General features: G+C 38.0%; 20 protein-coding genes and 4 tRNA genes. 13 read left to right on the forward strand and 11 right to left on the reverse strand.

Features of this window, described 5'->3' with window-relative positions; all coding sequences use genetic code 11:
• Positions 1–30: 30 nt before the first annotated feature.
• On the forward strand, positions 31–2403 hold the full coding sequence (gene ppsA / locus CBE70_RS02755; RefSeq protein ID WP_100158113.1) for a phosphoenolpyruvate synthase: 2373 nt from the start codon (positions 31–33) through the stop codon (positions 2401–2403).
• A gap of 453 nt (positions 2404–2856) precedes the next feature.
• Here ppsA and ydiK read toward each other — a convergent pair whose 3' ends face one another.
• The gene (gene ydiK, locus CBE70_RS02760) at positions 2857–3969 is read right to left on the reverse strand and encodes an AI-2E family transporter YdiK (RefSeq protein ID WP_023582359.1); all 1113 of its coding nucleotides are present in this window, start codon (positions 3967–3969) and stop codon (positions 2857–2859) included.
• Positions 3970–4185: 216 nt separating this feature from the next.
• Between ydiK and ydiJ the strand changes: the two genes are divergently transcribed.
• From ydiJ to CBE70_RS02815, 11 genes are all read left to right on the forward strand, one after another.
• Entirely contained in the window at positions 4186–7242 is a 3057-nt protein-coding gene (gene ydiJ, locus CBE70_RS02765; RefSeq protein ID WP_100158114.1) for a D-2-hydroxyglutarate dehydrogenase YdiJ, read from the forward strand.
• Positions 7239–7652 carry a 1,4-dihydroxy-2-naphthoyl-CoA hydrolase gene (gene menI / locus CBE70_RS02770; protein ID WP_100158115.1) on the forward strand — a complete coding sequence of 138 codons (414 nt, stop codon included), beginning with the start codon at positions 7239–7241 and terminating at the stop codon, positions 7650–7652. Before ydiJ ends, menI begins: the two co-directional genes overlap by 4 nt.
• A 173-nt stretch (positions 7653–7825) precedes the next feature.
• Positions 7826–8446: a hypothetical protein gene (locus CBE70_RS02775; RefSeq protein ID WP_100158116.1), complete on the forward strand. Its 621-nt coding sequence runs from the start codon at positions 7826–7828 to the stop codon at positions 8444–8446.
• A 418-nt stretch (positions 8447–8864) separates the two neighbouring features.
• Positions 8865–9233, forward strand: a complete 369-nt coding sequence (gene sufA, locus CBE70_RS02780; protein WP_100158117.1) for a Fe-S cluster assembly scaffold SufA — start codon at positions 8865–8867, stop codon at positions 9231–9233.
• Positions 9234–9250: 17 nt separating this feature from the next.
• A complete protein-coding gene (gene sufB, locus CBE70_RS02785) occupies positions 9251–10753 on the forward strand; it encodes a Fe-S cluster assembly protein SufB (RefSeq protein ID WP_100158118.1) in 1503 nt (500 codons plus the stop codon).
• A gap of 44 nt (positions 10754–10797) precedes the next feature.
• The gene (gene sufC / locus CBE70_RS02790; protein WP_023582353.1) at positions 10798–11544 is read left to right on the forward strand and encodes a Fe-S cluster assembly ATPase SufC; all 747 of its coding nucleotides are present in this window, start codon (positions 10798–10800) and stop codon (positions 11542–11544) included.
• Positions 11519–12826, forward strand: coding sequence for a Fe-S cluster assembly protein SufD (gene sufD, locus CBE70_RS02795; protein WP_100158119.1), 1308 nt, complete (start codon positions 11519–11521; stop codon positions 12824–12826). The genes sufC and sufD overlap by 26 nt, the downstream gene beginning before the upstream one ends.
• An 11-nt stretch (positions 12827–12837) precedes the next feature.
• Positions 12838–14076, forward strand: coding sequence for a cysteine desulfurase SufS (gene sufS / locus CBE70_RS02800; RefSeq protein WP_198585682.1), 1239 nt, complete (start codon positions 12838–12840; stop codon positions 14074–14076).
• A gap of 21 nt (positions 14077–14097) precedes the next feature.
• Positions 14098–14526, forward strand: coding sequence for a cysteine desulfuration protein SufE (gene sufE / locus CBE70_RS02805; RefSeq protein WP_100158121.1), 429 nt, complete (start codon positions 14098–14100; stop codon positions 14524–14526).
• Positions 14527–14642: 116 nt separating this feature from the next.
• Positions 14643–15560, forward strand: coding sequence for a L,D-transpeptidase family protein (locus CBE70_RS02810; protein WP_100158122.1), 918 nt, complete (start codon positions 14643–14645; stop codon positions 15558–15560).
• Positions 15561–15715: 155 nt separating this feature from the next.
• Positions 15716–16240 (forward strand): hypothetical protein, encoded by a 525-nt coding sequence (locus CBE70_RS02815; RefSeq protein ID WP_100158123.1) that lies wholly within the window; start codon positions 15716–15718, stop codon positions 16238–16240.
• 90 nt (positions 16241–16330) lie between these two features.
• Here the strand turns inward: CBE70_RS02815 and CBE70_RS02820 are convergent, their stop codons facing one another.
• The 8 genes from CBE70_RS02820 to CBE70_RS02855 form a co-directional block, all read right to left on the reverse strand.
• Entirely contained in the window at positions 16331–16570 is a 240-nt protein-coding gene (locus CBE70_RS02820) for an Lpp/OprI family alanine-zipper lipoprotein (RefSeq protein ID WP_036913221.1), read from the reverse strand.
• A gap of 265 nt (positions 16571–16835) precedes the next feature.
• A complete protein-coding gene (locus tag CBE70_RS02825; RefSeq protein ID WP_100158124.1) occupies positions 16836–17894 on the reverse strand; it encodes a linear amide C-N hydrolase in 1059 nt (352 codons plus the stop codon).
• A 158-nt stretch (positions 17895–18052) separates the two neighbouring features.
• The gene (pykF, locus tag CBE70_RS02830; protein WP_100158125.1) at positions 18053–19465 is read right to left on the reverse strand and encodes a pyruvate kinase PykF; all 1413 of its coding nucleotides are present in this window, start codon (positions 19463–19465) and stop codon (positions 18053–18055) included.
• A gap of 467 nt (positions 19466–19932) precedes the next feature.
• Positions 19933–20009: transfer RNA gene (locus tag CBE70_RS02835), tRNA-Val, on the reverse strand.
• 29 nt (positions 20010–20038) lie between these two features.
• Positions 20039–20115, reverse strand: a tRNA-Val gene (locus tag CBE70_RS02840).
• 29 nt (positions 20116–20144) lie between these two features.
• A tRNA-Val gene (locus tag CBE70_RS02845) sits at positions 20145–20221 on the reverse strand.
• 29 nt (positions 20222–20250) lie between these two features.
• Positions 20251–20327: transfer RNA gene (locus CBE70_RS02850), tRNA-Val, on the reverse strand.
• 148 nt (positions 20328–20475) lie between these two features.
• The gene (locus tag CBE70_RS02855) at positions 20476–21849 is read right to left on the reverse strand and encodes an MATE family efflux transporter (protein ID WP_100158126.1); all 1374 of its coding nucleotides are present in this window, start codon (positions 21847–21849) and stop codon (positions 20476–20478) included.
• A gap of 308 nt (positions 21850–22157) precedes the next feature.
• Here CBE70_RS02855 and CBE70_RS02860 point away from each other — a divergent pair, with 308 nt between their 5' ends.
• Complete coding sequence (locus CBE70_RS02860; protein WP_100158127.1) at positions 22158–22829, forward strand: riboflavin synthase subunit alpha; 672 nt, start codon at positions 22158–22160, stop codon at positions 22827–22829.
• A gap of 88 nt (positions 22830–22917) precedes the next feature.
• Here CBE70_RS02860 and cfa read toward each other — a convergent pair whose 3' ends face one another.
• Positions 22918–24072, reverse strand: a complete 1155-nt coding sequence (gene cfa, locus CBE70_RS02865) for a cyclopropane fatty acyl phospholipid synthase (protein ID WP_036913215.1) — start codon at positions 24070–24072, stop codon at positions 22918–22920.
• A gap of 304 nt (positions 24073–24376) precedes the next feature.
• Positions 24377–25594: a purine nucleoside transporter PunC gene (punC, locus tag CBE70_RS02870; RefSeq protein WP_100158128.1), complete on the reverse strand. Its 1218-nt coding sequence runs from the start codon at positions 25592–25594 to the stop codon at positions 24377–24379.
• Positions 25595–25708 lie beyond the last annotated feature (114 nt).

The raw sequence follows: 25708 nt of genomic DNA on the forward strand, positions 1-25708 counted from the left end.
TCATAATTGTTTAAAAAAGGATTGTTCTCAATGTCCAGCAATAGCCTCACCCCGTGCAATGTGCTTTGGTATAACCAATTAGGTATGAATGACGTTGATCGTGTTGGTGGGAAAAATGCTTCCCTCGGTGAAATGATCACAAACCTAGCGGAACTGGGTGTTTCTGTTCCTAATGGGTTTGCTACCACAGCGCAAGCGTTTAATGATTTTCTGGAACAGAGCGGTATCAATCAGCGTATTTATGAATTACTTGATAGTGTTGATGTTGATGATGTTAATCAACTAGCTCAAGCAGGTAATCAAATTCGCCAGTGGGTAATTGATACACCTTTTACGCCTCAGTTTGAAAAAGATATTCGCGATGCTTATCTCACATTAAGTGAAGGTGAATCTGAAGCTTCGTTTGCCGTTCGTTCATCTGCGACTGCAGAAGATATGCCTGATGCTTCTTTTGCAGGTCAACAAGAGACGTTTTTAAACGTTCAAGGTATTGATGCCATACTCGTTGCAATCAAACATGTATTTGCTTCGTTATTTAACGATCGAGCCATCTCTTATCGTGTTCACCAAGGTTATGATCACCGTGGTGTTGCATTATCTGCGGGTGTTCAACGTATGGTGCGTTCTGATCTTGCTTCTTCAGGTGTGATGTTTACCATCGATACTGAATCTGGCTTTGATCAAGTTGTCTTTATTACATCAGCTTATGGTTTAGGTGAAATGGTTGTACAGGGTGCAGTTAACCCAGATGAGTTCTATGTACACAAGCCAACTTTAGCAAAAGGTCTACCATCTATTGTCCGTCGTAATCTTGGTTCTAAAAAGATCCAAATGGTTTACGCAGACAGTGTTGAACATGGTAAACAAGTCCGTATCGAAGATACACCAGAGTCACTGCGCAATCGTTTCTCTTTGACTGATAGTGAAGTTCAAGAGCTAGCTAAACAAGCTGTATTGATTGAACGTCACTATGGTCGTCCAATGGATATAGAATGGGCTAAAGATGGACATAATGGTCGCTTATACATTGTTCAGGCACGTCCAGAAACGGTTCGTTCTAACCAACAAGTTATGGAGCGCTATCAATTAAATGAAACTGGCTCTGTTATCATTGAAGGCCGTGCTATTGGTCATCGTATTGGTACTGGTGCCGTCAAAGTTATTCATAACTTAAGTGAGATGGATAGAATTGAAGCGGGTGATGTGTTGGTTACTGACATGACAGATCCAGATTGGGAACCTATCATGAAAAAAGCCTCTGCGATTGTGACTAATCGTGGTGGCAGAACATGTCACGCCGCAATTATTGCTCGTGAATTAGGTATTCCAGCTGTTGTGGGTTGTGGTGATGCAACAGAATGTATTACTGAAGGACAAGTTGTAACAGTTTCTTGTGCTGAAGGTGATACAGGATTTGTTTATGATGGCAAACTGGATTTTTCTATTCAGAGCTCCGCAATCGATAATATGCCTGAATTAGGGCTCAAAATCATGATGAACGTCGGCAATCCTGATCGTGCATTCGATTTTGCTGGCCTACCAAATGATGGTGTTGGTCTTGCGCGTTTAGAATTTATTATTAACCGCATGATTGGTGTGCATCCTCGTGCATTATTAGAGTATGACGACCAAACTGAAGCGCTGAAAGCCGAAATCAATGAAATGATGGCAGGCTATGAATCTCCAGTTGAGTATTACATCAGCAAACTAACGGAAGGGATTGCAACATTAGCAGCGGCATTCTGGCCTAAACGCGTTATTGTTCGTTTATCTGACTTTAAATCTAACGAATATGCCAACTTAGTAGGGGGCGACCGTTATGAGCCAGATGAAGAGAACCCAATGTTAGGATTCCGTGGTGCAGGGCGTTATGTTTCTGACGATTTCCGTCGCTGTTTCTCGCTTGAATGTGAAGCTGTAAAACGTGTCCGTAATGATATGGGGTTAGAGAATGTTGAAGTAATGATCCCATTTGTTCGTACTGTACGCCAAGCGGAAGAAGTGATTGACGAATTAGCGGCAAACGGTTTGAAACGGGGTGAGAACGGCTTAAAAGTCATTATGATGTGTGAAATTCCATCAAATGCTTTATTAGCGGATAAATTTTTAGAACACTTTGATGGTTTTTCTATCGGCTCTAACGACATGACCCAATTAACATTAGGTCTTGACCGAGATTCAGGTGTGGTTTCTGCACTGTTTGATGAACGCAATGATGCAGTGAAAGCATTATTATCAATGGCAATCCAAGCCGCAAAACGTAATGGAAAATATGTGGGTATTTGTGGTCAAGGACCTTCTGATCATGAAGATTTTGCACAATGGCTAATGGAAGAGGGAATTGATAGTTTATCGTTAAACCCAGATACCGTAATTAAAACTTGGGTAAAATTAGCACAATAGAATTAATATCATCATTATAAATAAAAGCTCACAATATTATGTGAGCTTTTTTTATACAATTATTAAATAATAGGCAAAAAAAAAGCCTATCATGGGCTGACAGGCAAAGACTACACACAGCAATATTTTATATTCTTTAATCCCGCCAATTAATCTATTAATATAAACGGCGAAATTATTAATTTGATGAAACATTTGTTTCGTTGATATTTATATTAAGAGAAATGTGTTAATTATGCTCTAAGAATTATCTCAATAAAAAGAATATTGGTTTATTTAAAATTGAATATAACTTGCTGGTAACAAACAGGTTTAAAAAATGTAATTTGTTTCAGAATGTAAGTTTTAATATAAAAATATAATGGTTTATTCCTAAATTGATAATCTTTATTAAACTTTGCTCTGTTATTTTTAGAGCATGTAAGTAGCTACACTTACATGCTCAATTATTATTTATTCTTTTTCGATAAAGTTTTTATTCATAAATTCTACTGTTTCAGTTAAATCAGGATTCGGTTTTGGTACTTCATTAATCCATGCATTTAATAAACTATGTGCAACAGCAAGAACAACAGGACCAATAAATAAACCAATCATACCTAATGTTAAAATCCCACCAATAACACCGGTGAGAATTAATACCATAGGCAAATCAGCACCCATCTTGATTAAATAAGGCCGTAATACACCATCCATTGTTGCAACAGCACCACCCCAAATCACCATGACAATGCCCCAAGTGGTATCACCCGTCCAAAATAGCCATAAAATTGAAGGGATCAATACTAATAAAGGGCCAATTTGAGCAAGGCAGCAAATAAACATAATGACGGTTAATACGGTAGCATAAGGTACGCCAGATACAGCAAGGCCGATACCGCCAACAATAGCCTGAATTAAGGCAGTTAAAACGACACCTAATGCAACGGCGCGAATAGACATAGATGCAAGTAAGATTGCAGCATCACCACGTTGACCTGCTAAACGAATAGCAAAATGGCGCAACCAAGATACGACATTTTCACCTTGTAAAAACAGTAAGCCTGAAAATAACAACATCACACCCAAATGTAGGGCAAATCGACCAATATTTAAGGCTTGAGCGAAAAACCAGTTTGCAGCTTGCCCAACATATGGTTGGATTTTTGAGATTAATGCATTGCCCCCTGAGACAAGAATAGAGTGCCATGTATCATAAAGCTTGCTTCCTATCATAGGGATATCGTTAAGCCATAATAATTGAGGCGGCTGAATATTCGAGGGTGATTTCGCTAATTCAATTAAGGGGGCGCTATTATCAATGACACTACTAATTAATAAGATAATAGGGATAACGAAGATCAGTAATATCAAAATCATCATTATCATGGTTGATAGCCAACGATATTTTACCCGTTTCTCAATAATAAGAAGTAACGGCCATGTTGCTACAACAATCATTCCAGCCCAAATGAAACCCACAATAAAGGGATTTAGGATCCAAAAACTGGCGATAATAAAAAAAGAAATAAAAAGAACAGTGAATAAAACTTTGGGTATATCTGTATGGATCTGCGGTTTTTCCATGGTTTTAAATCCCTACACGAATAAAAATGCTAGAAGCAGATGAATAAACATTGCAAATATCACGTTGTTTATATCACTACGCAATTTGCCAGAATTGTATGATAAGGTGAACAGGTATCGGTCTGAAAGTACAAAATGAGGCAAAGTACCTCTTAGTATACATTTCAACATCTAAAATTAAGCAATGTGGACTATTAGATTAAAGAGCTATAACAAATGATCCCACGTATATCGCAAGCACCGCAAGTCAGTGAACTCACAACAGAATTTCTTGATACCCTTCGAAAAAACGGTTTCACCGGTGATATCTCCAGCAGTTACGCTGACAGACTCACTATGGCAACAGATAATAGTATTTACCAGTTATTGCCACAGGCTGTAGTTTTTCCTCGCTCAACAGCTGATGTCACTATTATTGCTCGCTTAGTTGATGAACCTCGATTTCATTCTCTGTCTCTGACCCCAAGAGGAGGAGGAACAGGGACTAATGGGCAGGCTTTAACAGAGGGTATTGTTGTCGATTTATCTCGCTATATGAAACGTATCATTGAGATAAACCCAGAAGAACGTTGGGTGAAAGTGGAAGCCGGAGTGATAAAAGATGAGCTTAATCTCTTTTTAAAACCTTACGGCTTCTTTTTTGCACCTGAGCTATCTACTAGTAACCGCGCTACATTAGGAGGAATGATCAATACCGATGCATCAGGGCAAGGTTCAATGGTTTATGGTAAAACCTCTGATCACGTTCTTGGTGTTAGAGCGGTTTTGTTAGGGGGTGAACTGCTTGAAACGCGAGCTATGGATACCGCACTAGCAGAAAATATTGCCCAAGAGAGTTCTGCAATCGGTAAAGTTTATCGTACCGTTTTGTCTCGTTGCAAAGAGCAACGAAAGCTTATTCTTGAAAAATTCCCTAAATTAAATCGCTTTTTAACTGGGTATGATTTACGTCATGTCTTTAGTGATGACATGAAACGATTTGATTTAACAAGAATTTTAACAGGCTCTGAAGGAACGCTAGCTTTTATTACTGAAGCGACACTTGATATTACGCCAATTCCTAAACAGCGCAGTTTAGTCAATGTAAAATATGATTCCTTTGACTCAGCATTACGTAATGCGCCTTTTTTAGTTAAAGCGAATGCACTTTCTGTTGAAACTGTTGATTCCAAAGTATTAAATCTCGCTCGTGAAGATATTGTGTGGCACTCCGTTAAAGAGTTGATCACTGATATACCTGATAAAGATATGCAAGGCCTGAATATTGTTGAATTTGCGGGTGATGATGAAAATCTTATCGCTTCACAAGTCGCATCATTATGCCAACGCTTAGATTCATTAATGAAAGAGGGTCAGGGCGGTGTTATCGGTTATCAAGTCTGTGAAGATTTGGCGGATATTAACCGTATTTATGCTATGCGTAAAAAAGCGGTTGGTTTATTGGGTAACGCAAAAGGGCAAGCAAAGCCAATTCCTTTTGTAGAAGACACCTGTGTACCGCCAGAACATCTTGCTGATTATATTACAGAATTTAGAGCATTGCTTGACAACCATCAGCTCAATTATGGCATGTTTGGACATGTTGATGCAGGCGTATTGCATGTAAGACCCGCTCTTGATATGTGCGATCCACAACAAGAATTATTGATGAAATCCATCTCAGACGACATTGTCACGTTAACAGCTAAATATGGTGGATTACTTTGGGGTGAACATGGAAAAGGCTTTAGAGCGCAATACAGCCCCGAATTTTTCGGTGAAACGCTCTATCATGAATTGCGTCAAATCAAAACGGTGTTCGATCCTCGAAATAGGCTGAATCCTGGGAAAATATGCCCTCCATTAGAGGTCGATGAACCCATGAAGCAGGTTGATACTATCAAACGAGGTACTTTTGATCGCACAATTCCTTTATCTGTGCGTCAAGATTTCAAAGGTGCATTAGATTGTAATGGTAATGGACTTTGCTTTAACTTTGATGCTAAAAGCCCAATGTGTCCTTCAATGAAAATCAGCGGACAACGCATTCATTCACCTAAAGGACGAGCTGCACTCGTAAGAGAGTGGCTACGCTTATTAACAGAGCAAGGTGTTAGTCCAAAACAGCTTGAGTCTAGCCTTGAAAATAATAAACCTAGTTTAAGAGGTTTAATTGAGAAAACACGTAATACTTGGAAAGCTAAACGTGGCGAATATGACTTTTCCCATGAAGTCAAAGCGGCAATGAACGGCTGCTTGGCTTGTAAGGCTTGTTCAACGCAATGTCCGATTAAAATTGATGTGCCATCGTTTCGTTCTAAATTCACTGAACTTTATCACCAGCGTTATTTACGTCCGTTAAAAGATCATGTTGTTGCTAATGTTGAATTAACAACACCCATTATGGCGAAAGCACCCGGATTCTTTAACTTTTTTATGAAGCAACCATTGGTGCAATCATTAAGTAAACATACGATAGGAATGGTTGATTTACCTTTGCTGTCATCACCGACATTAAGACAGCAATTGGCTGGGCATAAAGCGTTAGATATGACGCTAGAAGACTTAGAACGTTTATCTGAAAAACAAAGAAGTCATCATGTGCTGGTGGTACAAGATCCCTTCACCAGCTATTACGATGCAAAAGTGGTTGCTGATTTTATTAAACTGATTGAAAAAATTGGATTTAAACCTGTATTGTTGCCGTTTTCGCCTAATGGTAAAGCGCAACATATTAAGGGTTTTTTACAGCAATTTAGTAAAACAGCGCAAAAAACCTCAACTATGCTTAATCGTGTTGCAAAATTAGGTATCCCTATGGTGGGCGTTGATCCTGCATTAGTGCTTTGTTATCGCGATGAATATCGTGAAATACTGGGTGATAAACGTGGGGATTTTAATGTTCAACTTGTTCATGAATGGCTAAGTAAGTTGATATCTGAGCCAATAGCCGTTCGTGATGATGCTGAAAAATGGTATCTTTTCGGGCACTGTACAGAAGTGACGGCACTACCACAAAGTATGAAACAGTGGCAGGCTATTTTCCAACGTTATGGGCAGCAACTCGAATTTGTGAGCACTGGATGTTGTGGAATGGCAGGTACTTATGGACATGAGCTAAATAATTATGAAAACTCGTTGGGCATTTATCAACTCTCATGGGGTAATGCATTAAAAACATTACCAACAATGCGTTGTTTAAGCACCGGTTACTCTTGTCGTAGTCAAGTAAAACGTATTGATAATATTGAGTTAAAACACCCACTACAGGCACTTTTGGAGATTATGCCATGATATGGAAACGTGAAACGACAATTGAGTATCTTAATCATATTGGACAAAACAATATGATGAGCCATTTGGGTATTGAATTAACCTGTCTTGGTGATGACTATCTTGAAGGAACAATGCCTGTTGATCATCGTACTAAGCAGCCTTTAGGGCTTTTGCATGGTGGTGCTTCTGTTGTTTTAGCGGAAACATTGGGCTCTGTTGCAGGTTATCTTTGTACCGAAGGTGAACAGAAGATTGTCGGGCTAGAAATCAATGCGAATCATATTCGTTCAGCGAGAGAAGGCAAGGTAAGAGGTGTATGCAAAGCTATTCATTTAGGACGCTCACACCAAGTCTGGTCAATAGAAATATTTGATGATGAAGGTCGTCAAGTATGTATTTCTAGATTAACGACATCTGTTATTTCTTAAAGAATAAAAACGACATACGCACAAAGTGAAATACTCGCTTTGTGCGTTTTTTTATGTTTATAGATAATGTCAAAAGAATAAAAATAGAGAGAGAAAATAAAATTATTTCTTTATTTGGATTTTATTTTTAATGATAATCATTATCTTCATAATAAAAGATAAGACGACCAATAATGTTAACTATTTCTAAATTCAACACCACAGTATTATTAATTGCAGGTTTATTAATCAGCGGATGTGATAATAATTCTACCTCTGAAACGAGTAATGATATAAGTAATATTCCAGTACAAACTGTTTCTGGCTTTAATATGGTTTATCCCACTTCATTTACAATGAGCAGAGAAGATACTGAAAATTATTTTAAATCATTACCAGATAATATTCAGGATGTCACAACAGAAATGATGGTTTATAAATCAGAACCTATTTGCGATTTGATAGAGGTTCGTCTGGTTTATTTTAAAATGATCGATGCAATGAGTTACGATGTGGACGCAGGAGCGCAAGGTATAGTTGATAATATTGCGATAATAGATGGTATGAATGAAATATCTACATCGATAAAACCATTAACTATCCCAAATGTGGAGAGCCGACATGTCTTTTTTGAAGGGAAATACGCAAAAGAGAATGTGAGCTATGAAGGTATTTTAGCGGCTGATCTTAAAACGAACCGAGTATGGCAACTACAGTTGATTAGCAACTTCAATAGCCAATCGAACAAACAAAAAAATAGTCAAATGCTTGAATGTACAAACAAATATATTCAAACCATCACTATCAGTAAATAAGTTCAAAGAGCACACAATCCAATAAGAGGTCATCACTTAAGTGGTGCTATCTTATCCTTCATGATAAGCATAAAAATGCATGTGAACAGGGCTAATAAGCTGTAATGTAAAAACACATTTTTATGCTTTTTTCTCTAAATTTCAGTGATAACATATAACATGTATTTACATTGCAACTTATATGCGTATTGTGCGAAATATAAGAAAAATTAAAAGTTTTATTTTTTGTAATGAAAGAGCAAAAAAGTGTTATATTACATTGTGTTAATATTAACCGTTAACAAAATAATCGCAAAAATAGAACAAAAAACACACATTTATAGAATATCCTTTCAAAAGACATGGTTGAAGTGATAAGGGTTATCATTACCATTAGTGTCAGGAAAGATATCAATCTCCTTTCGAAATGAGGTCAGAAATGACAAACAACGTTGAAACTTTTTCTCTTAATGACACAGCTTGGCAAGGCATTGTATTAACGGATAATGCAGCAAAGCATATCTGCCATTTGATTGAGAAAAACCCAGAAAAACAAGGGCTTTCCTTAAGTATCAAACCCTCTGGTTGTACAGGGTATGGTTATGTTATTGAACTCGCTACTGCCCCAAATGATGATGATCTTGTTTATGAACATAATGGAGCAAAACTCTTTGTCTCATTAAAAGCAATGCCATTTATCGATGGGTTAGTTGTTGATTATGTTCGTGAAGGACTTAATCAAATGTTTAAATTTAATAATCCTAAAGCTCAAAACGTCTGCGGATGTGGTGAGAGCTTCGGGGTATAACATAGTGAAGTCAGATTATGTCTCAGAGCAATGTTGAAATTGGTGATGAAGTTCAGGGATGGCTAAGCGATCATCACTATAAAGAAGGTTTTTATACCGATATCTCAACCGATACCTTAGAAAAAGGATTAAACGAAGCGGTTGTACGTGCAATATCGGCAAAAAGAAACGAACCAGAGTGGATGCTGAAATTTCGTTTAGATGCTTATCGCCATTGGCTAGAAATGGAAGAGCCTCATTGGCTAAAAGCAGATTATCCATCGCTTAATTATCAAGATTATAGCTATTATTCAGCGCCATCTTGTAGCTCATGTTGTGCTAATGGTAGCTGTGCTGGTGGCACAAATGAAGCGGTGACGAGTGATAAGCAAGCTACGCAAGATTATTTAACCAAAGAAGTTGAAGATGCCTTTAACCAACTTGGTGTGCCTGTAAGAGAAGGGCAAGCCGTTGCTGTTGATGCCATTTTTGACTCTGTTTCCGTTTCAACAACATATCGTGAAGAGCTTGCCGAACATGGCATTATTTTCTGTTCATTTAGCGAAGCTATTCAAGAATATCCTGATTTAGTGCGCCAATATTTAGGCACTGTGGTATCAAGCCATGATAACTACTTTGCTGCACTAAACGCTGCTGTCGCATCTGATGGTACTTTTGTCTATATTCCAAAAGGGGTTCGTTGCCCAATGGAATTATCGACTTATTTCCGTATTAATGCGGCTCAAACAGGTCAATTCGAACGAACTATTTTGGTTGCTGATGAAGGTAGTTACGTCAGTTATATCGAAGGTTGTTCAGCACCTGTTCGTGATAGCTATCAGCTTCATGCTGCTGTGGTTGAAGTCATTATCCATAAAGATGCCGAAGTAAAATACTCTACTGTGCAAAACTGGTTCTCTGGTGGCGATAGTGAAGGCGGTATTCTTAATTTTGTGACTAAACGTGCTATCTGTGAAGGCGAAAACGCCAAAATGTCATGGACACAATCAGAAACAGGTTCTGCAATTACGTGGAAATATCCAAGTGTGATTTTAAAAGGGGATAATTCGACCGCTGAATTCTTCTCGGTTGCTTTAACGAATGGCAACCAACAAGCAGATACTGGTACTAAGATGATCCATATCGGCAAAAATACCAAATCAACCATTATCTCTAAAGGTATTTCTGCGGGTAAAAGCCAAAATAGTTACCGCGGACTCGTAAAAGTACTCCCCGGTGCGCAAAATGCCCGTAATTTTACCCAATGTGATTCCATGTTAATTGGTACGCAGTGCGGTGCGCATACTTTCCCTTATGTTGAAGTAATGAACAACTCTGCACAGCTTGAACATGAAGCGACAACGTCACGTATTGGTGAGGATCAGTTGTTCTATTGTCGTCAGCGTGGGTTAAGCGAAGATGATGCAATCTCAATGATTGTAAACGGATTTTGTAAAGATGTGTTCTCAGAATTACCGCTGGAATTTGCTGTGGAAGCACAAAAATTATTAGCAATCAGCTTAGAACATAGCGTCGGTTAACTATTAACCAAATTCTGAGTATAAAGATACCGAAGGCATATATTATGTTAGAGATTAAAAATTTACATGTCAGTGTTGAAGGCAATGAGATCCTTAAAGGATTAGATTTGCAGGTTCGTGCAGGTGAAGTCCACGCGATTATGGGACCAAATGGCTCGGGTAAAAGTACCTTATCAGCAACACTTGCTGGTCGTGATGAATATGAAGTTGATGAAGGTTCAATTACCTTTAAAAATAAAGATTTATTGGAATTAGAACCAGAAGATCGCGCAGGTGAAGGTATTTTTATGGCATTTCAATATCCTGTTGAAATACCCGGTGTCAGCAACCAATTTTTCTTGCAATCTTCGGTGAATGCGGTGAGAGAGTATCGGGGTCAAGAGCCGTTAGATCGCTTTGATTTTGAAGACTTTATTGAAGATAAAATCAAATTATTGGATATGCCACAAGATTTGTTAACACGCTCAGTTAACGTGGGATTTTCTGGTGGTGAAAAAAAACGTAACGATATTTTGCAAATGGCTGCATTAGAGCCTGAATTGTGTATTTTAGATGAAACAGATTCAGGGCTTGATATCGACGCATTAAAAATCGTTTCTAATGGTGTTAATAGCTTACGTGATGGCAAACGTGCTTTTATTGTTGTAACACACTACCAACGCATTCTTGATTATATTAAACCTGATTTTGTACATGTGCTTTATCAGGGAAAAATCATTAAATCTGGTGATTTTTCATTGGCGCAAAAATTGGAGGAACAAGGTTATGGCTGGCTTATTGACCCTCAATGAAAAGCGTGAAAAACAGCGCCAAGTTGAACTGCGTAATCAACAAGCACTAAAAACGTTTTCAGCGTTATACCATCAACGTAAAGGCGACGATAATCTCAATGCGCGTAATCACTGGCTACAAGTCGAGAAAGTAGGTTTCCCAGCTTACCGTCATGAAGATTGGCATTATACGCCATTAGAAGAAACGCTAAGCCAGCACTATCAACAGTTACCACCTTTTGATGTGCAAAGTTTAATGGCTAAACACGCTTTGTCTTTTGATTGCTACCGTATTGTTATGGTAAATGGCACATTTTCACCGATAGAAAGCAGTAAAGATTTTGGTCCTTATCAAGTCACTTTACTTGATAACCAAAGTGAATTACCTAAAGCGGTAAATGGTGAAATTTTCCTGCATTTAGTTGAAAGTTTAGCGCCACATCCTTTGTTGATCACCCTGAAAGCGGGTGTTATTGCGGATAAACCACTTTATATCCTCAATATTACTCAAGGTGATCAAAGCGCAGAGGTAAATAGTGCAAATTATCGTTTTCACCTTGATGTTGGTGCGAATACCCAGATGCAAGTGGTAGAGCACTATATCAGCAGTGATAACGAAAACCGTCACTTTACGGGAGCAAGATTAACCGCAGCGATTGGTGATAATGCCTCTTTTAATCATATCAAATTAAGTTTTGAAAATGGCGTAAGTCAGCATTTTGCTCATAATGATCTGACGATAGGTCGTGATGCTCGTGTCAATAGTTATGCATTCTTATTAGGCGCTAAACTTAGTCGTCATCACACGAGTTCGGCACTAAAAGGTGAAAATACAGAACTTTCGATGAATAGCGTTGTATTACCTAAAGCAGACGAAATAGCGGATACCCGTACATGGCTGGTTCATGGTGAGAAAAATTGCCAGAGTCGTCAACTGCATAAAAGTATTGCGATGGATGCAGGGAAAGCCGTATTTAACGGTATGATCACGGTGACACCTCAAGCCTTAAAAACAGATGGTCAAATGACTAATAACAATCTGTTGCTGGGTGAGAAAGCACAAATTGATACTAAACCACAGCTTGAAATCTATGCTGATGATGTGAAATGTAGCCATGGTGCCACAGTAGGTCGGATTGATAATGAGCAACTATTTTATTTGCGTTCACGAGGTATTTCTTTAAGTGACGCCCGTAAAATGATCATCCATGCATTTGCGGCTGAATTAACTGAATCACTAGAAAATAGTGTGATCAAGGCGCAGGTATTAGACAGAATTAATCAGCGCTTATTAGAGGTATAAAATAAGGCATTATGACGCATTCCATTGAAAAAGCGCGAGATGATTTTCCAATCCTTTTACAACAAGTAAAAGGAAAAACACTGGTTTATCTCGACAGTGCCGCAAGTGCTCAGAAACCGGCTTGCGTCATTGAACATGAAAAACAATTTGCCTTAACACAATATGCCGCGGTTCACCGCGGCATTCATACGTTAAGTGCAAATGCGACAACGTTAGTTGAAAATGTTCGTAAAAAAGCCAGTGATTTTTTAGGTGCCAATAGCGAAGAAGAGATTATTTTTGTTAAGGGAACAACAGAAGGGATCAACTTAATCGCAAATGTTTATAGCCAACGATTTTTAAATGATGGTGACAATATCATCATCACAGAAATGGAACATCACGCAAATATTGTTCCTTGGTATATGCTGGCAAAACAGTGTGGTTTTAATGTTCGAGTGTTACCGTTATTACAAGACGGCACACTGGATTTAGCTCAATTACCTCGCTTAATCGATGAACGAACTAAATTACTCAGCCTTACGCATCAATCAAATGTATTGGGCACAGTGAATCCTATCGCTCAAATTATTCGTGATGCTCGTCAATATGCTATTGATCAAGGAGGGGAGTTACATATATTGGTTGATGGTGCTCAAAGTGCAATGCATCAAACAATTAATGTTTCACAACTTGATTGCGACTTTTTTGTGTGTAGCGGCCATAAACTTTATGGACCTACTGGTATTGGCTTGCTGTATGGTAAAAAAGAGATACTGGATGAATTACCGTCTTGGGAAGGCGGTGGCGCAATGATAAAGCATGTTCACATTAATGGTGATATTACCTATGCAGATGCACCTTGGCGCTTTGAAGCAGGAACTCCTAATATAATGGGAATGATTGGCTTAGGTGCTGCGTTAGATTATCTTTCACAATTAGGCATGAATAATATTGCTGAGTATGAAAATCATATAATGAAGTATGCCCAAGAGCAGTTGCAAAAAGTAAAATCTTTAACGCTTTATGGCAATGATTCTCGACAAGGTGTGATAGCGTTTAATTTAGGTAAACACCATGCTTATGATGTTGGGGCATTTCTTGATAATTATGGTATTGCGATTCGTACAGGGCATCATTGTGCGATGCCAATTATGGATTATTACCAAGTTCCTGCGATGTGTCGTGCATCTCTTGGTTTATATACCAATAAAAATGATATCGATGCGTTGGTTAATGCGCTATTACGTGTTGAAATGTTATTAGGTTAAAGATTAAAAAAGAGGTTATTCATGGCAGTGGCCAATTTGCCAGATGAAGCAAAATTATTACGCAATTTCTCTCGTTGTCAGGATTGGGAACAACGTTATCTCTATATGATGGAGTTAGGTGAGCGCCTCACTCCTTTAACAGATGAACAACGTATTTCAGCTAATTTTATTGAAGGTTGTCAAAGCCAAGTTTGGATAGCGGTTTCTCTTAATGATAATAAACAACTGGTACTGGCTGGTGACAGTGATGCAGGCATTGTGAAAGGGCTTGTTGCCTTGGTAATTATCTTATTTCAGGGGAAGACGCTCGAACAAGCATTAGCCACAGATGTAAAACAGTATTTTTCATCACTAGCGCTAGAAAGCCACTTAACACCTTCTCGAACTCAAGGCTTACATGCGATGGTCACGACACTGATTAAGCGTTTTTCAGAATACGCTGTAGCATAAATGTTACCTGATCCCACATTAATGTTCTAAACTGACTTATTATATGAAAGCATAACAATGATAATGTTATCATCATAATAGTCAGTTTATTTTATTTCTAACACACGGGATAAACGATGAAAAAATGGTTAACTCTCTTGGGTGTATCGCTGCTAGGAATGAGTAGTCACTTGTCTTATGCGACAGAATATCTACTACCTGCTGATAACCAGCGTATTATTGGTGAAAATTTTTCATATATAGTTCCTGATGATAAGCGTTCACTAGAAACCATTGCGTCTGAATACCAAGTGGGATTGCTCAATATGATGGAAGCGAATCCTGGTATTGATCCTCTTTTGCCTGATGCAGGTAAAACCTTAACGATCCCATTACAGATGATTTTGCCTGATACTTTACATAAAGGTATTGTTATTAACCTTGCTGAATTGCGCCTTTATTATTATCCAAAAGAGGGTGGAACGGTTGATGTTTACCCTATTGGAATTGGTCAATTAGGACGAGAAACACCTGAAATGGTGACATCGATTTCTCAATTAATTAAAGATCCAACTTGGACTCCAACGGCGAATATTCGCAAAAACTATGCAGCTAAAGGGATCACGCTACCTGCTGTTGTTCCTGCTGGCCCTGAAAACCCAATGGGAGCATATGCCCTAAGATTGGCACATAGTCGAGGTGAATATCTTATTCATGGTACTAATGCTGATTTTGGTATTGGCTTAAGAGTGAGTTCGGGCTGTATTCGTTTAAGACCAAATGATATTGAGACGTTATTTAACGTGGTACCTAAAGGTAGCCGTGTTCAGGTAATCAATAAGCCGATTAAATTTACTGAAACCGCAGACGGTAGACAGTTTATTGAAGTCCACCAACCACTATCACGTAATGAAGATGACGATCCACAAACTATGCCTCTTACATTCACGAAGCAATTTAATGCTTGGTATGAGAGTGGTAAAGTGGATAAAGATAAAGTCGATGCAGAGCTTATTCGACGTTCTGGCATTCCTGTAGAGGTTACTGCTTACTAGTCAGTTTGGATGATATTATTAAAAATAAAATAGGTGCTTCAGGCACCTGTTTTGTTTTAAGTTTCACAAAAATAACAAAAGACTTCTTTATAAAATCAATAGCGTTAAAAATGCCTTACTATCAAAATGTTTTCTATTGATAGTAAGGTATTTTAATGAGAGTTTCAGTTAGTAATGAACATACGATAAAGAGAAATAATAATATCACTTCTAGTGTGGGGGATGGTTTAGAGAGACTATTTAATAATTTATCTCAGGTGGAAAATAGCTGCAAAACGTTTTTATGTGGAGATAAAAAGCTAAAAAGTGAAAATATTCAATTAATGTGCAATGAGCTCCTTCAACGAGTCATTCCCAAAGAGGGATCGAGGAAATATGAGTTAATTGAAATAGAGGTTTTGCCTGATATGGCGAGCTCTAGAGTCTCCTACACAAAATCTTCAAAGTCAGTGACTGAGCTGTTTAATATTCTAGAGAATGAATTTAAAAAAGTAAGTGATATGGAGTATTCTGTACTAACAATAACTCAGCAAAAAAGTGTTGATAAAATTAGGGATACATTTAGTCAGATATCTATTCAAGCTGATAAAAATATCAAATATAATTCGCACTTAGCTACTAATTTTAATTTAAATGAGCGTATAAAAGCCCTGGGTATCGATAAACTTCACAATAATTAATAACCTTATAAAAAACCAAAGCCCTAACATTGTTAGGGCTTTGCGATTAATACTTACCTAAAGCTGTTTTCAGCCTATTGGTGAGTCAAATTACTTTTTATAAGTAGTGACTTGGTTATCTAAACGCTGATTTGCACGAGCTGCTTCGTCGTAAGCTGATTTAGCTTCAGCGCGAGCAGATTGTACATCACCACTTAATTGCTGAACTTGAGTATTCAGGCGGCTTACATCAGAAGAGATTTGATCTAATTGTGCATTATTACTAGAAGAACAACCTGCTAATAAGCCTGAAGCCAGAATTACCGCACCTAGTACAAGTTTCGCTTTCATAGTTACAACCTCTATTATTAGTTTGTGTAAAGGAACAAGTAGCATTTATATGAAACCATTAATAAGTATGGCACATATATAGGAAAATGCTGGATTTATTTACCACATTCTACTGAACCATTAGTTGAACAATAGAAAAAATAACACCTAAAACGCAAATATTCAGTACAAAAAATGCGTGTTATTTCACAAAAGATTTTTATTCATAAAAGTCTGATAGAAAAACATTTTATCTGTATTGTTTTATTGTTACTTATATTTATAGCTATAAAGCACTACCTAAATTTACTTTTATGAAAATAGGTTCTATTTCATTTTTAAACGATTCAAGCGTAAATTTTTGGAAGTTGAGATCGTTATATCCCCTAAAAAAAAGTATTCCTCGTTCTAAATCGGTGAGTGTTGTCCATACTGAAAATTCGCTTGTATGAAGGGCTTTTAACGTGTTATTACCCAGTAAAGGATCGATTGTGGAATTTTTAGGGCGATCAAAACGATTCATAATATGAGCTAGTTCAACAAGTTGTGTGTCTTGATCAGAAACTTGGTGATAATACGTTGTGTAGTAAACAGCACGAATAAATCTATCAACAGAAGTATCAGAGCTTGGCAATGTTACTAAAGCAATTCCACTATCTGGTTGTTTTACTTTAATATTTCCCAGTGTGCTGGTGGAAATATTAATATTAGAAAGGTGGGTGTAATTATTTAAGTTAGTAAGATGCCATGGAAATAATGGCCCATTGGTCATGCAATAAGTCGGATTATCATAAATATGCAATTTTCCTTCTGAAACCTCAACAACAATACAGGCTCCCGTTTTATCATAAAAAGCATAATGGAAAGGGCTGGGCAAATTGCGCAATAGTAATAACTTTTGTGACCAAAATGCCGTTTTAGGGATATCTTGTTTTAATTCTTCAACGGTTGAATATTGTGCTAAAGCCCATTCGCCAATTGCGGCGATCGGCACTGAGGTTGAGTAGTTTTCTGGGGTAATATCATTTAGCTTTGAATCAGGAAGCATATTCAAGCTAAAAGAAAGCCCTTGTGTATTGACTCCTTCGAGTACGTCTTTTGTTCCTTCTAAATTAATTGGTGCTGTAATGGCAATAAAAGGATATTTAGTGGCATATTTTAATCCTGGTGTACCATTGGGGGCGTTTTGTTGGAATGTATGGCCTTTAGGATAATAGGCAAATATTGAGGCAGGTTTGTCTGCTGAAAATTCCATTGTTCTACCATGATAAATGCGATTTTTCTTATCTTTGATCGCAAGGGTAGTACAAGCAAAAGCATGAGTATTTATTGTGCCATCAGACATTTTACATCCTTATTTTACTTACAATTAATAAAATAGCTTATTAAAAGCATAGAAGAAATGAGGACAGTAAGAGGGAAAAATCAGCAGAATAGAGAAAATAGAGAAAAGAAAAAACGCCACGATGACCGTGGCGTTTGAACTATTGACGTACTGTTAAATTACAGAACGTGAACAGATGAAGTATTTGTTGTACCGCTATCAACCAGCGCACCAGTAACCATAACAACACGCTCACCAGCATGAGCTAGACCACTTGCTAATGCGGCTTCTTTACCAATACGGTAGAAGTCGTCAGTAGAAGAGATTTCATTAACTAATTGCGTTGTTACACCTTTAACTAACAGTAACTGACGAGCTGTTTCTTCGTTGTTTGTTAATGCTAAGATTGGTGCAGTTGGGAAATATTTACGGATAGAACGTGCTGATTTACCACCGAAAGTTGCAACAACAATCAGAGGGGCATCTAAGTTTTCAGCCATTTCTACCGCACCGCGACAAACTGCTTCAGTTACACGTAATTTTGCAGCTGTTTGTTTGTAATCAAGGCGAGATTGCATGATACGGTCTGTACGATCACAGATAGTTGCCATGATAGTTACAGCTTCTACTGGGTATTTACCTTTAGCACTTTCACCTGACAACATAACAGCATCAGTACCATCTAAGATAGCATTCGCAACGTCACCCGCTTCAGCACGAGTAGGGCGTGGGTTTTTGATCATAGAATCTAACATTTGCGTTGCAGTGATAACCACTTTACGCGCAGCGTTACATTTTTCGATCATCATTTTTTGTGCGAAGATAACTTCTTCAACTGGGATCTCAACACCTAAGTCACCACGAGCAACCATGATGCCGTCAGAGGCTTCTAAGATCTCATCAAAATTGTTTAAACCTTCTTGGTTTTCAATTTTTGAGATGATCATAATGTTTTCGCCACCGTGTGCATTTAAGTGAGCACGCATTTCTTCAACGTCTGAACGTTTACGAATAAATGATGCAGCAACGAAATCAACGCCTTGCTCGCAACCAAAGATAAGATCTTGTTTATCTTTTTCAGCTAATGCAGGTAAACCGATAGAAACGCCAGGTAAGTTAACACCTTTGTTTTCACCTAGGTCACCGTTGTTTAAAACTTCACAAACAACTTCTGTATCAGTTACAGCAGTTACTTTCATGCCGATAAGACCATCATCAACTAAAACAGTGTTACCAACAGTTAAATCTTTAGCGAAACCTTCGTAAGTTACAGCAACGCGGTCTTTGTTACCCACAACAGTTTTGTCTGTGGTGAAAGTGAAAGTTTGACCAGCAACTAAAGTAACATCATTACCACCTTCTAATTTGATGGTACGAATTTCTGGGCCTTTAGTATCTAATAAGATAGCGGCTTTTTTGCCTGTTTTAGCGCAAACGTTACGCAGGTTTTTGATACGGTTGCCATGCTCTTCATAGTCACCGTGAGAGAAGTTTAAACGCATAACGTTCATGCCAGCGTCTAGTAATTGATTCAGTTTTTCTTCAGATTCGGTTTTTGGCCCGATGGTGCAAACAATTTTTGTCTTTTTCATGGCAGTCTATTTAATGGTTGTATTGTAATGGATGAATAAGGATTAATGTCGCCGTTTTCTATTAACTGTATCAACGGTGCAAAACAGGATGTACAAGCTCATCTCTAAGGGATAAGTTGCGCAACATGTTAATGATTCAGCAACATCATAAAAATCTTGTCACTATTTTGTATCACGGGTTGGTAGACATCTTACATTATAGTCTATCACGATTCATTTGTTCTGTTTTCTAAAGATGCCCGTAAATCAATGCGCTGAAACCTTTCAACAAAATTATGTTTCGTATTATAGAGGTTAATTTCTATGAAGAAAATCGAAAAAAGGTAAATTTAAGTGATGTGATCAAAATACAGCACTGACTGCTTGTTTTTTAAGCAATTTGTTGCGCAATAAAATATTGCAAGCTAGATTAATTATTTTGTAGGGTAGGTAAGATGAGTAAAAATAAGAAAATAGAGAAAGAGAAATGGTGCGTCCAAGTGGACTCGAACCACCGACCCCCACCATGTCAAGGTGGTGCTCTAACCAACTGAGCTATGGACGCACTGTATTGAGATGTTGCCGAAACATAAATGGTGCGTCCAAGTGGACTCGAACCACCGACCCCCACCATGTCAAGGTGGTGCTCTAACCAACTGAGCTATGGACGCACTGTATTGAGATGTTGCCGAAACATAAATGGTGCGTCCAAGTGGACTCGAACCACCGACCCCCACCATGTCAAGGTGGTGCTCTAACCAACTGAGCTATGGACGCACTGTATTGAGATGTTGCCGAAACATAAATGGTGCGTCCAAGTGGACTCGAACCACCGACCCCCACCATGTCAAGGTGGTGCTCTAACCAACTGAGCTATGGACGCATTATCTATTGGGTGACAACGGGGACGAATATTAACGAGATGATTCGATTCTGGCAAGAGGAAAAACACAAATTTATATTCAACTGCTCGTATTTAAAGCTATTTGTTGATATTTGTGTCATTCCCTTGCCTAAATAACCGTTTCTCTTTAACGCTCTGAGCGTAATAACACCACTTCATCAGATTGACGTTGGATCCACCAAATACGGGAACCCATCATAATTGCTGAGGCAGTTAAACCTAGAATAAAGCCAATCCAGAAACCAGCAGGTCCCATAGCTTCAACAAAGTAGTTAGTACGTCCTAATATATAACCAGAAGGTAATCCAATTACCCAGTAGGCAATAAAGGTAATAAAGAAGATAGAGCGAGTATCTTTATAACCTCGTAATACACCGGAGCCAATAACTTGCACAGAATCTGATAACTGATAAAGCGCAGCGAATAACATAAGATGAGAAGCTAATGTCACCACTTCAATATTATCGTTATACATTAATGCGATTTTTTCTCTAAAGATGATAGAGAAAATTGCAGTACAACTTGCCAACATTAGCCCAACAGCAAGTGCTGTAATGGCTGAAATGCGGGCTTGTTCTGTGGAGCGTTGTCCTAAATTATGACCCACACGAATTGTTGCTGCTATTCCCAATGAAAGAGGGAACATAAACATCAGGGAGCTAAAGTTAAGAGCTATCTGATGACTAGCAACCGCAGTAACGCCTAAAGGTGAAACTAATAATGCAACAACGGCAAAGAGTGTTACCTCAAAGAATAAGGCTAAACCAACGGGTAATCCTAAAAATGTAATACGTTTTATCGTGTGGAAATCAGGGCTTACTAAACGTTTCTTTGGCATAACGTCACGTTGTGTCGGTGCTCGACGCACGTAATAACGCATCATTAAGAACATTGCCCAGAAAACAGAGGCCGTTGCAACACCACAACCAATCCCCCCTAATTGTGGTGCGCCAAATTTACCGTAAATAAAAGCATAGTTAACAGGGATATTAATTAATAAGCCAATAAAACCAATTATCATGCCAGGTTTTGTTTTAGATAATCCCTCACATTGGCTTCTTAATACCTGATAGTAAAGGCAACCCGGAGCACCCCACATAATGGCATGAATAAATCCAATGGCCTTTTCGGCTAATTCAGGTTCGATATCATGTTGCGCTTCAATAATAAAACGGCTGTTATAAAGAATAGCAATGACCATGATTGATAAGAAAGTGGCGAGCCAAAACCCTTGCTGTGTACGATTAGCAATGTGTTTTCGTTGTCCTGAACCATTTAATTGTGCAACGATTGGGGTTAATGCCATTAATATGCCTTGACCTAATAAAATCGTTGGTAACCAAATAGACGTACCTACTGCCACCGCCGACATTTCTGTGGCATTTACAGCCCCCGCCATGACAGTATCAACCACACCCATTGCTGTTTGGGAAAATTGCGCGATGATAACGGGGATACCGAGAGCAAGTAAGCTACGCGCTTCTCTTATGTACTTCTGCACGCATACACCTTTATTTATTATAAGAAAAAGAAAGGAAGAGAACGAACGTCGTATTGTTAAAATGACGTAAAGAGATCCTCAAGACCGCTTATTCTAATGATAAAAGTTTAATTAGCAACGAAAGAAGTTTAGCTTTTCAAACACAGGATTTTGATAATTTATTAGGTGTTTTTACGTTATATTTAACGGCAATAATCGATAAGGAATAAATGCGATAATTGTTCCTTTGTATTAATACGAGCTATGTTATCCTTAATAGCATAAGCCTAAAATGAGTTTACCAGTTTATCGATCCAAGGAGATGTAAGATGTTTACAGGTATTGTTCAGGGAAAAGGGCGGGTTATTGCTATCGAAGATAAAGGCGATTTTCGTACCCATATCATTGAATTACCCAACGAGTTAGTCGGCAATTTAGAAACAGGCGCTTCTGTTGCAAATAATGGTTGCTGTTTAACGGTCACTAAAATTGAAGGTACGCATATTAGCTTTGATTTAGTGAAAGAGACATTACGTTTAACTAACCTTGGTGAATTAAAAGTCGGCTCTGAAGTAAATATTGAACGTGCGGCTAAGTATGGTGATGAAATTGGTGGTCATGTAATGTCTGGTCATATTGTAACAACCGCTGAAGTTGCCAAAATTATTACATCAGAAAATAATTTACAAATTTGGTTTCGTATCTTTGATAAAGCATTAATGAAGTACATTTTACACAAAGGTTTTATTGGTATTGATGGAATAAGCCTAACTGTGGGCGATGTGATTAATAACCGTTTTTGTGTCCATTTAATCCCGGAAACCCGTGATAGAACGACATTAGGTCGAAAACGCCTTGGTGATAAAGTCAATATAGAGCTTGATCCTCAAACTCAGGCAATTGTCGATACAGTAGAGCGCGTTATGGCACAACAAGCACAGCAACAAGCTTTATTAGCAGCACAACAAATTGAAAATGAAGAGCAAGCTTCACATAATTAATGATTAATGTTGTTGCTCTTAAAAGAGAATCAAAGAAAAAGCCAGTTTATCAATCAAACTGGCTTTTCTCTTTTTATAAAAAGAATAATTAACGAGGGATCTGTAAACCGCCAATATGGCCTTTAGGGCTGAGTACTATTTGCCATAACTGAATATCTCTGGCACGAAATGCACCCGCACAGGCATTAAGATAATAGCTAAACATACGTTTAAAACGCGGTGTGTAATTCGATTCAATATCTGGCCAACAAGCTAAAAAACGCTGATACCATGCCATTAATGTTTTATCGTAATCAGCACCAAAGTTATGCCAATCTTCCATCACAAATTTACTGTCCATTGCATGAGCGATTTTTTGAATAGAAGGTAAGCACCCATTAGGAAAGATATATTTGCTTATCCAGCTATCTACATTCACTTTATCGCGGTTAGAACCTATTGTGTGCAGTAAAAACAGACCATCGTCCTTTAAATTGTGGCGAACCACATCAAAATAAGTTGCATAATTTTTAGGTCCTACATGTTCGAACATACCCACTGAAACGATACGATCAAATTTTTCATGTAAATCACGATAGTCTTCTAAAATAATATTGACATCAAGTCCTTGGCACCGATCTTGTGCCAGTTTCTGTTGTTCAACAGAAATGGTGACACCAGTGACAGAAACGCCAAAGTGTTTGGCGGCATAGCCTGCAAGTCCTCCCCAACCACAGCCAATATCTAATAAGGTCATACCTGGCTTTAAATCTAATTTTCGGCAAATTAAATCTAATTTATGTTCTTGAGCTTGGGCTAAATTATCTGCATTTTTCCAGTAACCACAGGAATATTGCATATTAGGATCAAGCATGGCAGTAAATAAATCATTCCCTAGATCGTAATGCTCTTTACCTACCATCCATGCGCGTTTTTGTGTTTGTAGATTAAAAAGACGGGCTATCGCAATTTTGAAAATATCGCGTAGATTTTGTGGGAGTTTATTTTCAAGACCAGCACGTAAAACTTTATGAAAGAATATATCCAGTCGCTCACAATCCCACCAGCCATCCATATAACTTTCGCCGAGACCTAATGAGCCTTGCTGTAATACTCTTTTATAAAAATTTTGATTATGAACCTGAATATCATAAGGTTCTGAGCCATTAACTCGAATATCAGCGTGAGCTAACAGTTCTATTGCGATCTTTTTATAAGGATCGTTGGAGGTCTTTCGGCCTTCTTCTACACAAGATGTACTCATATACTCTCCGCGTAAACTAAGCGGGTTTTGAAACATAAAGCTAAAAAGGATGTGTGCAGATTGATAGTATTAAAATGGTATTGTGTTCAGTCTGAATTGAACGAATAGAATTAATAAGACAACTAATCTGACATAATCAGCAAATAATCTGTTTAATGTCTCAAAATCCGAAAGAAAAATAAATAAAACGCTATTACAGCGTATAGGTAAGTATAGAGACGCAGAATATTTTTCTCTAGAAAAGAAAAAGGCCATTTTTTATAAAATGACCTTTTTGAGATAATTCTTAAAAGAGGGGCGGGGGTTATTCGGCGGTTTGAACCGTGTGTTTGGTAACAGATTTATTACGCTGAATAAAGTAACCAACCGCCATTGGGATTGCTGTTAACGCCATAATTGCAGTGGTGTTAATCAGAGGTTGTTGGCTGATAAATGCAGACACAATAAAACTTGCTAAGCTACAAAGACCCAACTGAAGTGCATTTTGTAACGCTGCTGCTTTACCACTGATTTCTGGATAAGCGGATAAAGCATTAGATACTGCGATTGGATAAGATGCACCATTCATTGCAGCCATAATACAGAACGGAATTAAAATAGTTGTTAATGTTGGCTCAGTAAATTTAGCAACAAGGTATAACGCAGTCATACTGACCGCATAACCAATTAACAACAGTGGTAGCAGCGTTTTACCTGTCATTTTTGACAGTAAAATACGACAACCATAACCACCCACCATAAATGCAATAGTTTGTGGAATATAACTTAAACCGATATCCTGTGGAGAGTAGCCCATCTTTTCAAGAATGATTGGTGAGCCGGCTAACCAAGCAAAGAAACCTGCACTACAAGAAGCGTAAACTAATACGTTACCGGAGTAGAGAGGGGATTTTAGTAAAGTCATAAATGAAGCAGTAGATTGGTTTGTATCTGTGACTGATTTTTGTTTAATGTTTTTTAGCATTAATGTCGGTAACATTAGAACTAACGTTACTGCCATTAACAGCATGAAAATCATACGCCAGCCACCGTGATCTAATAACGATGCACCAATTAAAGGTGCAAGTGCCGGTGATAATGCAACCAGTGGCATAATTAAAGCAAAAACGTGCTGAGCGCGAGATTCATCAAAACGGTCGATGACAAGAGCTTGCCAAATAACAGCAGCAGAGCAGACGCCGAAAGCTTGCAGGAAGCGCATAGCAAGTAAACCAGTTGCACTTTCAACCCACAGCATACCAAGACAGCCTAAAGAGAAAAGACTTAAACCAATAAGAAGAATAGGTTTACGACCTACTTTGTCAGAAAGTGGTCCCCAAAGTAATTGAGCAACAGCAAAGCCAAATAAAAAGATACTTAAGCTATTACTAATAGCACCTTCGCTGATAGAGAGTTCACGCTGCATCATACCAAATGCAGGTAAGTACATATCAATAGCTAAGTAACCTAGCATACTCAAACCCGCTAGGTACACCATAAAGCTCATAGGTGTTTTTGATTGTGTGGAAGTTTTAGAATTCATTTTATTTTCTATGCTATGTGATGTAGAACATTTTATGTATTGTAACTAAGACCTATTTTACTTGTGAAACGGGAATATTTGGTTAATGCTGTGAAAAATTTTCAAAGGAATAAA

The organism is Proteus columbae (assembly GCF_002777965.1).
Classification (GTDB): Bacteria; Pseudomonadota; Gammaproteobacteria; order Enterobacterales; family Enterobacteriaceae; genus Proteus; species Proteus columbae.

Excerpts from the sequence above, each read along its gene's own strand:
- sufE (WP_100158121.1), top strand. The coding sequence starts at position 14,098 with ATGGCAGTGGCCAATTTGCCAGATGAAGCAAAATTATTACGCAATTTC.
- CBE70_RS02810 (WP_100158122.1), top strand. The coding sequence starts at position 14,643 with ATGAAAAAATGGTTAACTCTCTTGGGTGTATCGCTGCTAGGAATGAGT.
- pykF (WP_100158125.1), bottom strand. The coding sequence starts at position 19,465 with ATGAAAAAGACAAAAATTGTTTGCACCATCGGGCCAAAAACCGAATCT.
- ydiK (WP_023582359.1), bottom strand. The coding sequence starts at position 3,969 with ATGGAAAAACCGCAGATCCATACAGATATACCCAAAGTTTTATTCACT.
- sufB (WP_100158118.1), top strand. The coding sequence starts at position 9,251 with ATGTCTCAGAGCAATGTTGAAATTGGTGATGAAGTTCAGGGATGGCTA.
- ppsA (WP_100158113.1), top strand. The coding sequence starts at position 31 with ATGTCCAGCAATAGCCTCACCCCGTGCAATGTGCTTTGGTATAACCAA.
- CBE70_RS02825 (WP_100158124.1), bottom strand. The coding sequence starts at position 17,894 with ATGTCTGATGGCACAATAAATACTCATGCTTTTGCTTGTACTACCCTT.
- ydiJ (WP_100158114.1), top strand. The coding sequence starts at position 4,186 with ATGATCCCACGTATATCGCAAGCACCGCAAGTCAGTGAACTCACAACA.
- cfa (WP_036913215.1), bottom strand. The coding sequence starts at position 24,072 with ATGAGTACATCTTGTGTAGAAGAAGGCCGAAAGACCTCCAACGATCCT.
- CBE70_RS02775 (WP_100158116.1), top strand. The coding sequence starts at position 7,826 with ATGTTAACTATTTCTAAATTCAACACCACAGTATTATTAATTGCAGGT.
- sufA (WP_100158117.1), top strand. The coding sequence starts at position 8,865 with ATGACAAACAACGTTGAAACTTTTTCTCTTAATGACACAGCTTGGCAA.
- sufC (WP_023582353.1), top strand. The coding sequence starts at position 10,798 with ATGTTAGAGATTAAAAATTTACATGTCAGTGTTGAAGGCAATGAGATC.
- sufS (WP_198585682.1), top strand. The coding sequence starts at position 12,838 with ATGACGCATTCCATTGAAAAAGCGCGAGATGATTTTCCAATCCTTTTA.
- sufD (WP_100158119.1), top strand. The coding sequence starts at position 11,519 with ATGGCTGGCTTATTGACCCTCAATGAAAAGCGTGAAAAACAGCGCCAA.
- punC (WP_100158128.1), bottom strand. The coding sequence starts at position 25,594 with ATGAATTCTAAAACTTCCACACAATCAAAAACACCTATGAGCTTTATG.
- menI (WP_100158115.1), top strand. The coding sequence starts at position 7,239 with ATGATATGGAAACGTGAAACGACAATTGAGTATCTTAATCATATTGGA.
- CBE70_RS02860 (WP_100158127.1), top strand. The coding sequence starts at position 22,158 with ATGTTTACAGGTATTGTTCAGGGAAAAGGGCGGGTTATTGCTATCGAA.
- CBE70_RS02815 (WP_100158123.1), top strand. The coding sequence starts at position 15,716 with ATGAGAGTTTCAGTTAGTAATGAACATACGATAAAGAGAAATAATAAT.
- CBE70_RS02820 (WP_036913221.1), bottom strand. The coding sequence starts at position 16,570 with ATGAAAGCGAAACTTGTACTAGGTGCGGTAATTCTGGCTTCAGGCTTA.